Origin of the sequence: Micromonospora sp. NPDC048935 (assembly GCF_043197875.1) — a bacterium.
Classification (GTDB): domain Bacteria; phylum Actinomycetota; class Actinomycetes; order Mycobacteriales; family Micromonosporaceae; genus Micromonospora.
The window spans coordinates 35,881-49,527 of record NZ_JBICTZ010000015.1 but is presented as its reverse complement, the minus strand read 5'-3'; the positions used below and the strand labels follow the sequence as shown (position 1 = coordinate 49,527).

At 73.3% G+C, this 13,647-nt stretch carries 11 protein-coding genes; 10 read left to right on the top strand and 1 reads right to left on the bottom strand.

The window, feature by feature from the left end:
- Nucleotides 1–8 precede the first annotated feature (8 nt).
- The 9 genes from ACGFIW_RS30485 (at nt 9) to ACGFIW_RS30445 (ending at nt 9,457) form a co-directional block, all read left to right on the top strand.
- Nucleotides 9–1,283, top strand: coding sequence for an adenosylmethionine--8-amino-7-oxononanoate transaminase (locus tag ACGFIW_RS30485; RefSeq protein ID WP_393323046.1), 1,275 nt, complete (start codon nt 9–11; stop codon nt 1,281–1,283).
- A 65-nt stretch (nt 1,284–1,348) separates the two neighbouring features.
- On the top strand, nt 1,349–2,185 hold the full coding sequence (gene pyrF / locus ACGFIW_RS30480; RefSeq protein ID WP_393323044.1) for an orotidine-5'-phosphate decarboxylase: 837 nt from the start codon (nt 1,349–1,351) through the stop codon (nt 2,183–2,185).
- A 178-nt stretch (nt 2,186–2,363) separates the two neighbouring features.
- Nucleotides 2,364–2,681, top strand: coding sequence for an integration host factor, actinobacterial type (gene mihF / locus ACGFIW_RS30475; protein WP_030335662.1), 318 nt, complete (start codon nt 2,364–2,366; stop codon nt 2,679–2,681).
- 25 nt (nt 2,682–2,706) lie between these two features.
- Nucleotides 2,707–3,243 (top strand): guanylate kinase, encoded by a 537-nt coding sequence (locus ACGFIW_RS30470; protein ID WP_393323041.1) that lies wholly within the window; start codon nt 2,707–2,709, stop codon nt 3,241–3,243.
- A 61-nt stretch (nt 3,244–3,304) separates the two neighbouring features.
- A complete protein-coding gene (gene rpoZ, locus ACGFIW_RS30465) occupies nt 3,305–3,568 on the top strand; it encodes a DNA-directed RNA polymerase subunit omega (RefSeq protein ID WP_007075826.1) in 264 nt (87 codons plus the stop codon).
- Nucleotides 3,569–3,582: 14 nt separating this feature from the next.
- On the top strand, nt 3,583–4,794 hold the full coding sequence (gene coaBC, locus ACGFIW_RS30460; RefSeq protein ID WP_393323039.1) for a bifunctional phosphopantothenoylcysteine decarboxylase/phosphopantothenate--cysteine ligase CoaBC: 1,212 nt from the start codon (nt 3,583–3,585) through the stop codon (nt 4,792–4,794).
- 87 nt (nt 4,795–4,881) lie between these two features.
- A complete protein-coding gene (gene metK / locus ACGFIW_RS30455) occupies nt 4,882–6,075 on the top strand; it encodes a methionine adenosyltransferase (protein ID WP_393323036.1) in 1,194 nt (397 codons plus the stop codon).
- Nucleotides 6,076–6,134: 59 nt separating this feature from the next.
- Complete coding sequence (locus tag ACGFIW_RS30450) at nt 6,135–8,219, top strand: primosomal protein N' (protein WP_393323033.1); 2,085 nt, start codon at nt 6,135–6,137, stop codon at nt 8,217–8,219.
- A 254-nt stretch (nt 8,220–8,473) separates the two neighbouring features.
- Nucleotides 8,474–9,457: an AAA family ATPase gene (locus tag ACGFIW_RS30445; RefSeq protein ID WP_393323030.1), complete on the top strand. Its 984-nt coding sequence runs from the start codon at nt 8,474–8,476 to the stop codon at nt 9,455–9,457.
- Nucleotides 9,458–9,567: 110 nt separating this feature from the next.
- On the opposite strand, the gene ACGFIW_RS30440 is transcribed toward ACGFIW_RS30445, so the two are convergent.
- Entirely contained in the window at nt 9,568–10,848 is a 1,281-nt protein-coding gene (locus ACGFIW_RS30440; RefSeq protein ID WP_393323027.1) for a hypothetical protein, read from the bottom strand.
- Nucleotides 10,849–11,090: 242 nt separating this feature from the next.
- On the opposite strand from ACGFIW_RS30440, the gene ACGFIW_RS30435 reads away from it, so the two are divergent.
- Nucleotides 11,091–13,565, top strand: a complete 2,475-nt coding sequence (locus ACGFIW_RS30435) for an ATP-binding protein (protein WP_393323024.1) — start codon at nt 11,091–11,093, stop codon at nt 13,563–13,565.
- Nucleotides 13,566–13,647: the final 82 nt, after the last annotated feature.

Below are 13,647 nucleotides of genomic sequence, written 5' to 3'. Positions count from 1 at the left end.
GAGTACGTGTGACACCCGAGGAGATCCTGGCCGCCGATCGGGCGCACGTCTGGCACCCGTACGCCGCGCTGCCGCCGACGAACCCGCCGTACGTGGTGGAGAGCGCCGCGGGGGTGCGGCTGCGGCTGGCCGACGGGCGGGAGTTGGTGGACGGGATGTCGTCCTGGTGGGCGGCGATCCACGGCTACCGGCACCCGGTGTTGGACGCGGCGGTGACCGACCAGCTCGGCCGGATGAGCCACGTGATGTTCGGTGGGCTCACCCACGAACCCGCCGTACGGCTCGCCCGGACCCTGGTCGAGCTGACCCCGGAGGGCCTGGAGCACGTGTTCCTGGCCGACTCCGGCTCGGTGAGCGTCGAGGTGGCGGTGAAGATGTGCCTGCAGTACCAGCGGGCCGTCGGTCGGCCGCAGCGGCGCCGGTTGGCGACCTGGCGGGGCGGCTACCACGGCGACACGTTCCACCCGATGAGCGTCTGCGACCCGGAGGGCGGCATGCACCACCTCTGGGGTGACGTGCTGCCCCGGCAGGTGTTCGCCCCGGTCCCGCCCGGCGGCTTCGACGACCCACCCGACGACGCGTACGTGGCGGCGTTGGTGCGGACCGTCGAGCGGCACGCCGACGAACTGGCCGCGGTCATCGTCGAGCCCGTCGTCCAGGGCGCCGGGGGGATGCGTTTCCACCACCCGGGTTACCTGCGGGTGCTGCGCGAGGTGACCCGGGCGCACGGGATTCTGCTGATCTTCGACGAGATCGCCACCGGATTCGGCCGTACCGGCGAGATGTTCGCCGCCGAGCACGCCGGGGTGACGCCGGACGTGCTGTGCCTGGGCAAGGCCCTCACCGGCGGCTACCTGACGCTCGCGGCGACCCTGTGCACCCCGGAGGTCGCCCGGGGCATCTCCGCCGTCGGCGTGCTGGCGCACGGGCCGACGTTCATGGGCAACCCGTTGGCCTGCGCAGTGGCGAACGCCTCCATCGGCCTGCTGCGGGCCGGAGACTGGGCCGGACAGGTCGCCAGGGTCGGCGCCGGCCTGCGCGCCGGCCTGGAGCCCCTGCGCGGTACGCCCGGCGTGGCCGACGTGCGGGTGCTCGGCGCGATCGGTGTGGTCCAACTCGACCACGAGGTCGACCTCGGCGCGGCCACCGCGGCGGCGGTGGACCACGGGGTCTGGCTGCGCCCGTTCCGCGACCTGGTCTACACGATGCCGCCGTACGTCACCGACGACGCCGACCTGGCCCGGATCACGGCCGGGGTGGCGGCGGCGGTGGCGGCGGGCTGAGCCGCCGTCGTCAACGGACACCCGGGAGGCCCGTGCGCCGCCCGGCAGGAGAGAGGGAGTACCGGATGGAGAGCTTCGGAACCCGGCTGCACCGGGCGATCGGCGAGCGGGGGCCACTCTGTGTGGGCATCGACCCGCATCCCGGTCTGCTGGCCCGCTGGGGCCTCCCGGACGACGTTCACGGGTTGGCCAGCTTCACGCGGACCGTCGTGGAGGCCCTCGGTGACCGGGTTGCGGTGGTGAAGCCTCAGTCGGCCTTTTTCGAGCGGTTCGGATCCCGCGGAGTGGCGATTCTTGAGTCAACTATCCGACAGTTACGGGATGCCGGCTCGCTCGTGCTTCTCGACGTCAAGCGCGGCGACATTGGTTCGACGGTGAGCGCGTACGCCTCCGCGTACCTTGATCCATCCAGCCCCATGTATGTCGACGCGGTCACCGCGAGCCCCTACCTGGGAGTAGGTTCGCTGGCGCCGATGTTCGAGCTGGCCGCCGAGCACGGCGGCGGTGTGTTCGTGCTGGCGCTCACCTCCAACCCCGAGGGGGCGGCCGTGCAGCGGGCCCGCACGGCCGACGGCCGCACCGTGGCGCAAACCGTGATCGACGAGATTTCGCAGCTCAACAGGGGTGCGACCCCGCTCGGGAGCTTCGGGCTGGTGGTCGGTGCGACCATCGGCGACACCGGTCACGACCTCTCCGGCGTGGGGGGTCCACTGCTCGCCCCGGGGCTCGGCGCACAGGGTGCGGGTGCGGCCGATCTGCGTACCGTCTTCGGCTCGAGCCTCGCCTCGGTGCTCCCGTCGTACTCCCGGGAGGTGCTCTCGGCCGGCCCCGATGTCGCCGCCCTGCGCGCGGCCGCGGACCGCGTCCTGGTCGACTGCCGGGCCGTTCTGCCTGCCCGGTGACTGACTGACTGGTCGGTCACTTTACGGTGATCATGCGGCCCCCACGTTGCCGAAAGTTCCGTTGGCCGCTAGTTTTCCCCGCGCTGGGAACCATGGACCCCTTGGTTCACAGCGACACCACGTTTCACAGATGCGGCGGTGCGCCCCGCCCGCCGCGATAGGGACCTGAGGAGAACTGGTGCCGCTCCCGTCACTGACCCCCGAACAACGCGCTGCCGCGCTCGAGAAGGCCGCGGAGATCCGCAAGGCCCGTGCTCAGCTGAAGGAGCAGCTCAAGCAGGGCAAGACCACTCTCGGTGCCGTCCTCGAGCGCGCCGAGAGCGACGACGTCGTCGGTAAGCTCAAGGTTTCGGCCGTCCTGCAGGCCATGCCGGGTATCGGCAAGATCCGGGCGACCCAGATCATGGAGAAGCTCAAGATCGCCGACAGCCGTCGCCTGCGTGGCCTCGGCGAGCAGCAGCGCAAGGCACTGCTTGGAGAGTTCGCCGCCAACTGAACCTGGCAGCGTGTAGAAACAAGCAGTGAGCACGGATGACGAGGCGCGCCCGGCTGCTCGGCTCACTGTCCTGGCTGGACCTTCGGGTTCCGGCAGGGAGAGTGTCGTCGAGTTGGTCCGGGCGCGTTTCCCGTCCGTGTGGATCCCGGTGCCGGCAACCACCCGGCCGCGCCGGGAGTCGGAGATCGACGGGGCCGACCGCGTTTTCCTCGCCCCCGCCGAGTTCGATCGCCGGCTCGCCGGTGGCGAGCTGTTGGAGTGGTCCCGGATCGGTGGCTACCGCCGGGGGACTCCGTACCCACCGTTGCGCGCCCGGCTCGACGCCGGGCAGCCGGTGCTGCTCCCGCTCGACCTGCGCGGTGCCGCGCTGGTGGGTGCGCGCCTGCCCGGTGCGCGGCTGGTGCTGTTGAGCCCACCCGGGTACGAACCCGACACCACCGTGGCGGCCGCCGCCGAGCACACGCTGACCCACGACCGTACCGAGCGGGTGGTCGACGAGCTGGTAGGCTTACTCGGTTCTTCTTATCCGGACCCGGCCTGGTCGCGCGTGCTGCGCGGCTGAGCGCCGGCCGTTGAGACTCAGCACCGCGTCCGCGCGGCTCGAAAGACGCAGAGGTTAATTCGTGGGATCCATCGCCAACCCCGAAGGCATCACCAACCCGCCGATCGACGAGCTCCTCGAGAAGACGACGTCGAAGTACGCGCTGGTCATCTTCGCCGCCAAGCGCGCGCGCCAGGTCAACGCCTACTACAGCCAGCTCGGCGAGGGCCTGCTGGAGTACGTCGGCCCGCTCGTCGAGACCACCCCGCAGGAGAAGCCCCTCTCCATCGCCATGCGCGAGATCAACGCGGGTCTGCTCACCGCCGAGCCGACCGACCAGCCGTAACCGCTCACCGGCCGATGTCCGCCTCGATCGTCCTCGGGGTCGGCGGCGGCATCGCCGCCTACAAGGCGTGTGAGCTGCTGCGACTCTTCACCGAATCGGGTCACCAGGTCCGGGTCGTGCCCACCGCGTCGGCGCTCCGGTTCGTCGGGGCGCCGACCTGGGCGGCGCTCTCCGGGCAGCCGGTCGCCGACGACGTCTGGACCGACGTCCACGAGGTGCCGCACGTCCGGCTCGGTAAGCAGGCCAACCTGGTGGTGGTCGCGCCGACCACCACCGACCTGCTCGCCAAGGCCGCGCACGGGCTCGCCGACGACCTGCTGACCAACACGCTGCTGACCGCCCGCTGCCCGGTGCTGCTGGCGCCGGCCATGCACACCGAGATGTGGGAGCACCCGGCCACCGTGGCCAACGTCGCCACGCTGCGCTCCCGGGGTGTGCGGGTCATCGAGCCCGCCGTCGGGCGACTCACCGGCGCCGACACCGGCAAGGGTCGGCTGCCCGACCCGGCGGAGATCTTCGCCGTCGCCCGTCGACTCCTGGCCCGGGGTGACTCCGCCCCCGCCGACCTGGCCGGTCGCCGGGTGGTCGTCACCGCCGGCGGCACCCGGGAGCCACTGGACCCGGTCCGCTTCCTGGGCAACCGCTCCTCGGGCAAACAGGGGTACGCGTTCGCCCGCGCCGCCGTCGCCCGGGGTGCCCGGGTCACCCTGGTCGCGGCAAACGTCTCCCTCGCCGACCCCGCCGGCGTCGACCTGGTCCGGGTCGGCACCACCGCCGAGTTGCGGGAGGCGACGCTGAAGGCCGCCGTCGAGGCCGACGCCGTGGTGATGGCGGCGGCTCCGGCCGATTTCCGGCCGGCGACGTACGCGGCTGGCAAAATCAAGAAGTCGGACGACGGCGTCGCACCCACCATCGAGCTGGTCACGAACCCGGACATCGCGGCGGAGCTCGGCCGGCGCAAGCGACCGGAGCAACTGCTCGTGGTGTTCGCCGCCGAGACCGGCGACGCCGAGGCCAACGGCCGAGCGAAACTCGCCCGGAAGCGGGCCGACCTGATCGTGGTCAACGAGGTCGGTCCCGATCTGGTCTTCGGTGCCGACACCAACACGGTGACGGTCATCGGCGCTGACGGCTCGGTCAGCCGGCTGCCTGAGCAGGCCAAGGACGCCGTGGCCGACGCCGTCTGGGATCTCGTCGTGGCGCGACTGCCGGGCCGCCGCTCCTGACGGGTGGAACGGAGCGCGACCGGGCCATACACCGGCCGCAGTGGTGATTAGACTGCCGCGGAACGACCTCACACGCTTAGGAGTGCCGTGACACGCCGCCTCTTCACGTCCGAATCGGTCACGGAAGGCCACCCGGACAAGATCGCCGACCAGATCAGCGATGGCATCCTCGACGCGTTGCTGACCGAGGATCCGCACAGCCGGGTCGCGGTTGAAACCATGATCACCACCGGCCAGGTGCACATCGCCGGTGAGGTGACCACCAAGGCGTACGCCGACATCCCGACCATCGTCCGGCGGACCATCCTCGACATCGGCTACGACTCGTCGAAGAAGGGCTTCGACGGCGCGTCCTGCGGGGTCAGCGTCTCCATCGGCGCCCAGTCCGAGGACATCGCGCAGGGCGTGGACAACGCCTTCGAGTTGCGTACCGGGGCGTCGGAGAGCGCGTTGGACGCGCAGGGCGCCGGTGACCAGGGCATGATGTTCGGCTTCGCCTGCTCGGAGACGCCCGAGCTGATGCCCCTGCCGATCGCCCTTGCCCACCGGCTCGCGCGCCGCCTGTCCGCGGTGCGCAAGGACGGCACGATTCCCTACCTGCGCCCGGACGGCAAGACCCAGGTGACCATCGAGTACGAGGGGCTGCGCCCGGTCCGGCTGAACACCGTTGTCGTGTCCAGCCAGCACGCCGCGGACATCTCACTGGACTCGCTGCTCACCCCCGACGTGCGCGACCACGTGATCGCTCCGGAGTTGGAGAGCCTGGGTCTGGACACCGACGGTTACCGGCTGCTGGTCAACCCGACCGGCCGGTTCGAGATCGGTGGTCCGATGGGTGACGCCGGGCTGACCGGCCGCAAGATCATCGTCGACACGTACGGCGGGTACGCCCGCCACGGCGGCGGCGCGTTCTCCGGCAAGGATCCGTCCAAGGTGGACCGGTCGGCCGCGTACGCGATGCGCTGGGTGGCCAAGAACGTGGTCGCCGCCGGTCTGGCCGAGCGGTGCGAGGCGCAGGTCGCCTACGCCATCGGCAAGGCCCACCCGGTGAGCCTGTTCATCGAGACGTTCGGCACCGAGACGGTGCCCGTCTCCTCGATCGAGAAGGCCGTCACCGAGGTGTTCGACCTGCGTCCGGCCGCGATCATCCGGGACCTCAACCTGCTCCGCCCGATCTACCAGCAGACCGCCGCGTACGGCCACTTCGGCCGCGAGCTGCCGGACCTGTCGTGGGAGAGCACCGACCGGGCCGCCGACCTCAAGTCGGCCGCGGGAGCCTGACCGCCACCAGGCGTAGCGACCGGCGACCCGCTGATGGGTCGCCGGTCGCGCGCGTCTGCGTGGATGTCGGACTGGCGCACCTGGACCGGCCGTTCGACTATCTGGTGCCGGCGGAGCTGGACGAGGCGGCGGTGCCCGGCACCCGGGTGAAGGTGCGCTTCGCCGGGCAACTCGTCGACGGGTGGCTGTTGTCGCGCGCCGAGGACTCCGGGCACACTGGGCGTCTCGCGTACCTGGAGAAGGTGGTCTCGCCGGAGCCGGTGCTGGCGCCCGAGATCGCCCGGCTGGCCCGCGCGGTCGCCGACCGGTACGCGGGCAGCCTCGCCGACGTGCTCCGGCTCGCCGTCCCACCCCGGCACGCCCGGGTCGAGAAGGAGCCGCGCGGCGACCAGCCCACCCCGGCGGACGCCGACACCCCCGCCGCACCCGCCGACGACCCCACGACCGTGCGGCCGGCGACCGTCGGCCCGGGGGCCGTGCGGCCGGAGTCGACGGCGTCTGCGACCGTGCGGCCGGAGTCGACGGCGTCCGCGGCCGTGCGGCCCGGGACCGTCGCCCCGGGGGCCGCCGGGCCGGTCGGTGCCGTGGGGGCGGTCGACCCGCGCGGGTGGCGGGACTACCCGACGGGCCCGGCGCTGCTGCGGGCGCTCACCGACGGCCGGGCACCCCGCGCGGTCTGGTCGGCGTTGCCGGGCGAGGACTGGGCGGCCCGCTACGCCGATGCGGTGGCCGCCACCGTCGCCGGCGGGCGCGGCGCGGTGGTGGTGGTGCCCGACGCCCGCGACCTCGACCGGCTGGACGCCGCGCTCACCGGCGTGCTCGGCCCGGGGCGGCACGTCAGCCTCTCCGCGGCCCTCGGGCCGGCCCGGCGCTACCGGGCGTTCCTCGCCGCCCGCCGTGGGCAGGTGTCGGTGGTGATCGGCACCCGGGCGGCGATGTTCGCCCCGGTGGAGCGGCTCGGCCTCGTCGCCATCTGGGACGACGGCGACGACCTGCACTCCGAGCCCCGGTCTCCGTACCCGCACGCCCGCGACGTGCTGCTCACCCGTGTCCAGTTGGCCGAGGCCGGTGCGCTGGTCGGCGGGTACGCCCGCACCGCTGAGGCGCAGCTGCTGGTGGAGACCGGCTGGGCTCGGGAGGTGGTCGCCGACCGGGCCACCGTGCGGGCCCGGATCCCGGCCATCGCGCCGACCGGCGACGACCCACAACTGGCCCGTGACCCCGGGGCCGCCACCGCCCGGCTGCCCAGCCTGGCCTGGACGGCCGCCCGCGACGCCCTCCGGCAGGACCTGCCGGTGCTGGTGCAGGTGCCCCGCCGCGGCTACCTGCCGTCGATCTCTTGCGCCGAGTGCCGCACCCCGGCCCGCTGCGCGCACTGCTCGGGGCCGCTCGCGCTGCCCTCGGCCGGTGGCACCCCGGCCTGCCGGTGGTGCGCCCGGGTGGCGGCCGCGTACGCCTGCCCGCAGTGCGGCGGGCGGCGGCTGCGGGCCGCGGTGACAGGTGCCCGGCGGACCGCCGAGGAACTGGGTCGGGCGTTCCCCGGGGTGCCGGTACGCACCTCGGGGCGCGAGGAGGTGCTGACCGACGTGCCCGGCGGCGCGGCCCTGGTGGTGACCACACCCGGCGCCGAGCCGGTCGCCGCGGGCGGCTACGGCGCGGTGCTGCTGCTCGACTCGTGGGCCCTGCTGACCCGGGCCGACCTGCGTGCCGGCGAGGAGGCGCTGCGCCGCTGGCTGGCGGCGGCGGCGCTGGCCCGTCCGGCACCGGCCGGCCGGGTGGTGGTGGTCGCCGACGGTGCGCTGGCCCCGGTGCAGGCGCTGCTGCGCTGGGACGCCGCCTGGTTCGCCGGCCGGGAGTTGGCCGAGCGCCGGGAGTTGGGTTTCCCACCGGCCGTCCGGATGGCGAGCGTCACCGGTCCGGCCGAGGCGGTGGCCGACCTGCTCGCCGCGGCCCGGCTGCCGACCGACGCCGAGGTGCTCGGGCCGGTGCCGGCCGAGGAGGGCCGGGAGCGGATGCTGGTGCGGGTGCCCCGGTCCCGGGCCGCCGCGCTGGCCGAGGCGTTGCACTCGGCCGCCGGTGCCCGCGCCGCCCGCAAGGCCGCCGACCCGGTTCGTCTCCAGGTCGATCCGCTGAGCCTGTTCTGAGGTGTTTCGGCCGGTGCCGACGTCGGCGGTCCCGGCCCGCGCGCGATGGCCCTCGCACACCGCGTCCGGCAAAGCGGTGGCGCTCAAGTGGTAGCATCGCCCGTCATGTCAGGCGTACGACGGCTCCGGGTCGCAACGGAGCGTCACAGGCGCCGAGCTGGGGCCGCGCAGGATGGCGCGACGAGGGCGGGAACGCGTCCGTCGGACGCGATGTCGATGATGTCTTTGAGCCGGTGATCAGGGGTGGACCAGTCGTGACCGTTGGACAATCGATCGTCTTCAACGGCGACCTCGGCAGCGGCAAGAGCACCGTGTCGGTCGAGATCGCCAAGCGGCTCGGCATGCGCCGGGTCAGTGTGGGTGACCTCTATCGGGAGATGGCGCAGCAGCGGCAGATGACCGCTCTGCAGCTCAACCTGCACGCCGAGCTCGACCAGGCCGTCGACGGCTACGTCGACCAGCTCCAGCGGGACATCGCCGCCACCGGTGAGCCCCTCATCATGGACTCCCGGCTGGCCTGGCACTTCTTCACCGACGCGCTCAAGGTTCACATGATCACCGAGCCGGCCGAGGCGGCCCGCCGGGTGCTCGCCCGCCCGTCCGGGCCGGCGGAGAGCTACGCCTCCCTGGAGGAGGCCAAGGCCAAGCTCCGGGAACGCAGCGCGAGCGAGCGCAGCCGGTTCATCGTCCGGTACGGGGTGGACAAGGCCCGCCTGCGCAACTATGACCTGATCTGCGACACCACCCGTGCCTCGGCGGCCGAGGTGATCGAGCACATCGTGGCCGCGTACGAGGGCACGCTCGGTGCCGAGGTGCTGCGCGACGGGCCGCCGCTGTTGCTGCTGGACCCGGCCCGCGTCTACCCGACCGAGGACATCGCCACCCTGCGGGGCCTGTGGGACACCGACTTCGTCGGCGACGTGGCTGAGGCCGGTGACGAGGCCCTCGAACCGCTGAAGATCGGTTTCACCGGTGAGTACTTCTTCGTCGTCGACGGTCACCGCCGGCTCAGCGCCGCCCTGCAGAACGGCTTCTCGCTGGTCCCCGCCCAACTGGTCGCCGAGGTCGACGAGCCGGTGGTGGGCGGGATGACCGCGATCGACTACTTCGCCGCCCAGGTCCGCCCCGGCCTGATCTACGACTGGGAGGCGGCCCACAAGATCCGGCTGCCGCTGCCCGAGCCCGCCCTGCTGCGTGGTGACGCGGTGCTCGCCGGGGACCCGGCCGCCAGCGCCTGAGCCCAGCATCGGACCGGGCCGGCACGCGGGGTGCGTGCCGGCCCGGCCACCTGTGCAGTCGTCGCGCCGAGGTGGTGCCTCAGCTTCGGTCGTCGCGCCGAGGTGGTGCCTCAGCCGAGGACCACGCCGGAGGCGCCGACGCCGGCCATACCCGAGAAGATGTCCTCGTAGTAGAACCGCCAGGCGCAGACCCGGCCGAGGGTGACGTAGCCGGTGCAGGCCACCGAGGTGTTGGTGTCGTCGATGGCGGTGTTGGTTCCGGTCGCCCAGACCTGGAGGGTGTTCGCCGCGTTGACGATCTCCACCGGGCCGCCGCTGTCCCCCTGGCCGACGGCGTTGGCGCCGGTGGTGTTCTCGGCCTGCACCTGACCACAGACCGTGCCGAAGTTGCGCACGTTGATGCACAGGTTGCGGGCCTTCACCTGGATCGAGCAGCGGGTGCCGGAGTACGCGCCGGAGGTGCAAACCCAGTTGCCGACCTGGCTGGCGGTCGCGCCGATCACCTGGTTGTTGAACTCACTGACCACCGCGCCGGCCGCGTCGGTGCTGTTGTTGAAGACCCGGCCGCCTCCGCTGCCGTTGAGCAGCAGGGTGTCGGTGCTGACGTTACGGGTGCCGACGGTGCCGATCGTCTGCCCGGTCGGGTCGGTCGCCAGGACGTTGAGGTTGGCGCAGTGCGCGGCGGAGAGCACCCGCGTCACCCCGCCCTGGAAGACCCCGAAGCCGGTCGAGCAGCCGCCACCGGTGGCGGTGTTGCGCCACGCGGCGCCACCCCACCACGGCGGGGAGTCGTCCCACCGGGTCGCGGGCGCGGCGGCGACGCCGGTCTGCACGGTCACCGGGACACCGGCGAGTGCCGTCGCGCCGAGCAGACCGTCCTGGGTGCCGACGAGCAGGCCGGCGCCGTCGGCGCGCGGACCGACCGTGGTGATCTGGTTGCCGACCTTGGCCCGCAGCCGGTCGGCCGCGGCGACGAGTTCCCGCTGCGAGTACGGGGCGGACAGCACCTTCGTCGCGACGGTGGCCCGGGCGGTGGCCACCAGGTGGGCCGGCGGCTCGCCCTTCCAGTAGACCTGGAGCTGGCGCGTGGTGGGATCGGCGACGATCCCGGCGAAGCCGGAGTCCGCGCTGCGCTCGGCGGCCTTCGTGATCCGCGCGGCGGCGGTGTTCATGCGCTCCTGTAGCCGGAGCAACTCCGACCAGGAGGCGAAGCCGCCGGGCACCGGTGTGCTGTCGACGAACGATCCGGTGCTGGCGGCCTTGCCTCCGGGCGCGGCATTGGCCGGTGCGGCGGTCACGCCCGCCACGAGCAGCGTGAGGCCGAACGCGGCGACGGCGGCGCGCCGCAGCAGCGACGGGGACCGCCGGACGGTCAGATGTGGACGGATCATCAGGTACCTCTTCCCCCAGGGGTAGTGGAGCGGGTCGAACCCGCACCAGGACGGTGGCATGTGACGTCGGCGGCACGAGGCGGATCCTGGACGGCACTGGACACCGCCGGACACCGCCGGACGGGCCACGCTCCACCGTGGAACTGTCAGACATCGGCGCTCGGCTATCGAATGGCGTGCGGGCGGAATTAGCCTGCCCCTGCGCATCCGGGGCGGCTGGGTGCACGGGGGGTGGGAGCCGCATGTCCGACCAACGGGTACCTCCCGTTCGACAGGCGGTGCAGGAGTCGCCCGGGGCGTTCGAGGTGGCTCGCGGCGGCACCGACGCGCAGACATTGCCGGAGCTGGCCGGATTGCTGCGCCAGTTGCGCCGCCGGGAGGCCCGGCAGCAGGGCGAGACCCAGCTGACGTACCGGCAGTTGGCCGCGAAGACCGGCTGGTCGCGCGGGATCATCGGGGAGTATTTCGCCGGCAACATCCTGCCGCCGCCGGAGCGGTTCGACGTCCTCATCCGGCTGCTCGGGGCAACTCCCGCCGAGCAGGGAGTGCTGGCCACGGCACGGGACCGGATCGAGGAGTGCCGGAGGCGCCCGAACCGGGACCACACGGCCACCGGGCGGGCGAGCGCCGGGGCCGTCCGCGCCAGGCCCGGCGGCCCACGCCCCGCCGCTGCCTCGGCCCGCTTCCCGGTGCCCCGGCAACTGCCCCCGGCGCTGCCGGGCTTTGTCGGTCGTACCGCCCAACTCGCCCAACTCGATGCCGCCTGCGCCGACTCCGGCGCGTCCGGGGACGGTGGCATGGCGCCGGGCACCGTCCTGACGTTGTCCGGCACGGCCGGGGTCGGCAAGACGACGCTGGCGGTGCACTGGGCGCACCGGGTAGCCGACCGTTTCCCGGACGGGCAGCTCTACGTCGACCTGCGCGGGTTCGACGCCTCCGGAGCGGTGGTGACGGCCGTCGAGGCGGTACGAGGCTTCCTCGAGGCCCTCGGGGTGCCGCCGGAGCGGATCCCCACCCACCTGCCCGCGCAGGTGGGCCTCTATCGCAGCCTGCTCGCCGGCCGCCGGATGTTGGTGCTGGTCGACAACGCCCGCGACATCGACCAGGTTCGTCCCCTGCTGGTCGGCAGCCCGAGCTGCCTGGTCCTGGTCACCAGCCGCAACCGGCTCGCCGGCCTGATCGCCGCCGACGGCGCCCGGCCGATCGGCGTCGGCCTGCTCAGCACCGACGAGGCATGGCAACTGCTGGCCCGGCGGCTCGGCGGGGACCGGTTGGCGGCCGAACCGCAGGCGGTGGACGAGATGATCGAGCGGTGTGCGCGCCTGCCGCTGGCGCTGGCCGTGCTCGCCGCCAGAGGGGCGGGCAATCCCACCTTCCCCCTGGCCGCTCTCGCCGACGAGCTGCGCGAGGCGCCCCGCCCGCTGGACTCGTTCGACGGCGGTGACACCGGCACCGACGTGCAGGCGGTCTTCTCCTGGTCGTACCGGAGTCTGACGCCCGCGGCGGCGCGCCTGTTCCGGCTGTTCGGCTGCCATCCGGGGCCGGAGATCGGGGTGGCGGCGGCGGCCAGCCTGGCCGGGCTGCCCCGGGGGCAGGTGCCTCGCCTGCTGGCGGAGCTGGCCCACGCCCACCTGGTCACCGAGCACGCCCCCGGCCGGTTCGGCGCGCACGACCTGCTCCGGGCGTACGCGGCGGAGCTGGCGGAACGTCTGGAGCCGCCGGAGGCCCGGCGGGCCGCGATCCGGCGTGGGCTGGATCACTACCTGCACACCGCGCACGCGGCGGCGCTGTTGCTGCAACCGGGCCGCGACCCGGTCGACCTGGCCGCCGCCCCGCCGGGTGTGCTGCCCGAGGAGATCGCCAACCACGGTCAGGCACTCACCTGGTTCACCGTCGAGTACCCGGTGCTGCTGGCGGCGGTCACCCACGCCACACGTGCCGGGTTCGACGGGCATGCCTGGCAGTTGGCCTGGACACTCGTGGATTTCCTGCAACGCCGGGGGCGGTGGACGGATCTGTGCGTCGCCCAGCGGACCGCCCTGGCCGGGGCACGGCGGGCGGGCGACCGACTCGGGCAGGCGAACGCCCACCGCGACCTGGCCCGGGTGCTCTCCCGGCTGGGCCAGGTGGACGAGGCGGCGAAGAACTACCGCCAGTCCCTGGTGATCTTCGAGGCGTTGGGTGACCACACCGGGCAGGCGCGGACCCACCGGGCGCTCGGCGCGATGTTCGACGGGCTCGGCCGGTACGCCGAGGCGCTGGACCACGGTCAGCGGGCTCTCGCGCTGTACCGGGACGCCGGCCACGCGGCCGGCGAGGCCAGCGCCCGCAACGCGGTGGGCTGGGCACACGCCCAACTCGGCCAGTACGGGCCCGCGCTGGTGCACTGCCGGCAGGCGTTGGCGCTGCTGCGCCCGACCGGGGACCGGCACGGTGAGGCGAACACCTGGGACAGCCTCGGCTTCATCCACACCCAGCTCGGTGACCACCGCCAGGCGATTCGCTGCTACCAGCGGGCGCTGGGGTTGTACCGGCGGATCAGCGACCGCTACGACGAGGCGGACACCCTGTCCCGGCTCGGCGAGACCCGGCACGCGGCGGGGGACACGGCCGGCGCCGTACGGACCTGGCGAAGGGCCCTGGGGATCCTCGACGACCTCGGCCACCCCGACGTCGAGCGGGTCCGTGACCTGTTGAGCCGGGCGGCGGAGGGGTGAGAGCCGACGGGTCGTGCCGGTCGGACGTCGGCGGCGCGTCGCCGCCGGGCGGGTGTCACCACCGCCCGGAGGCCGTCCGGTG

Excerpts from the sequence above, each read along its gene's own strand:
- coaBC (WP_393323039.1), top strand. The coding sequence starts at position 3,583 with ATGTCCGCCTCGATCGTCCTCGGGGTCGGCGGCGGCATCGCCGCCTAC.
- ACGFIW_RS30440 (WP_393323027.1), bottom strand. The coding sequence starts at position 10,848 with ATGATCCGTCCACATCTGACCGTCCGGCGGTCCCCGTCGCTGCTGCGG.
- pyrF (WP_393323044.1), top strand. The coding sequence starts at position 1,349 with ATGGAGAGCTTCGGAACCCGGCTGCACCGGGCGATCGGCGAGCGGGGG.
- ACGFIW_RS30435 (WP_393323024.1), top strand. The coding sequence starts at position 11,091 with ATGTCCGACCAACGGGTACCTCCCGTTCGACAGGCGGTGCAGGAGTCG.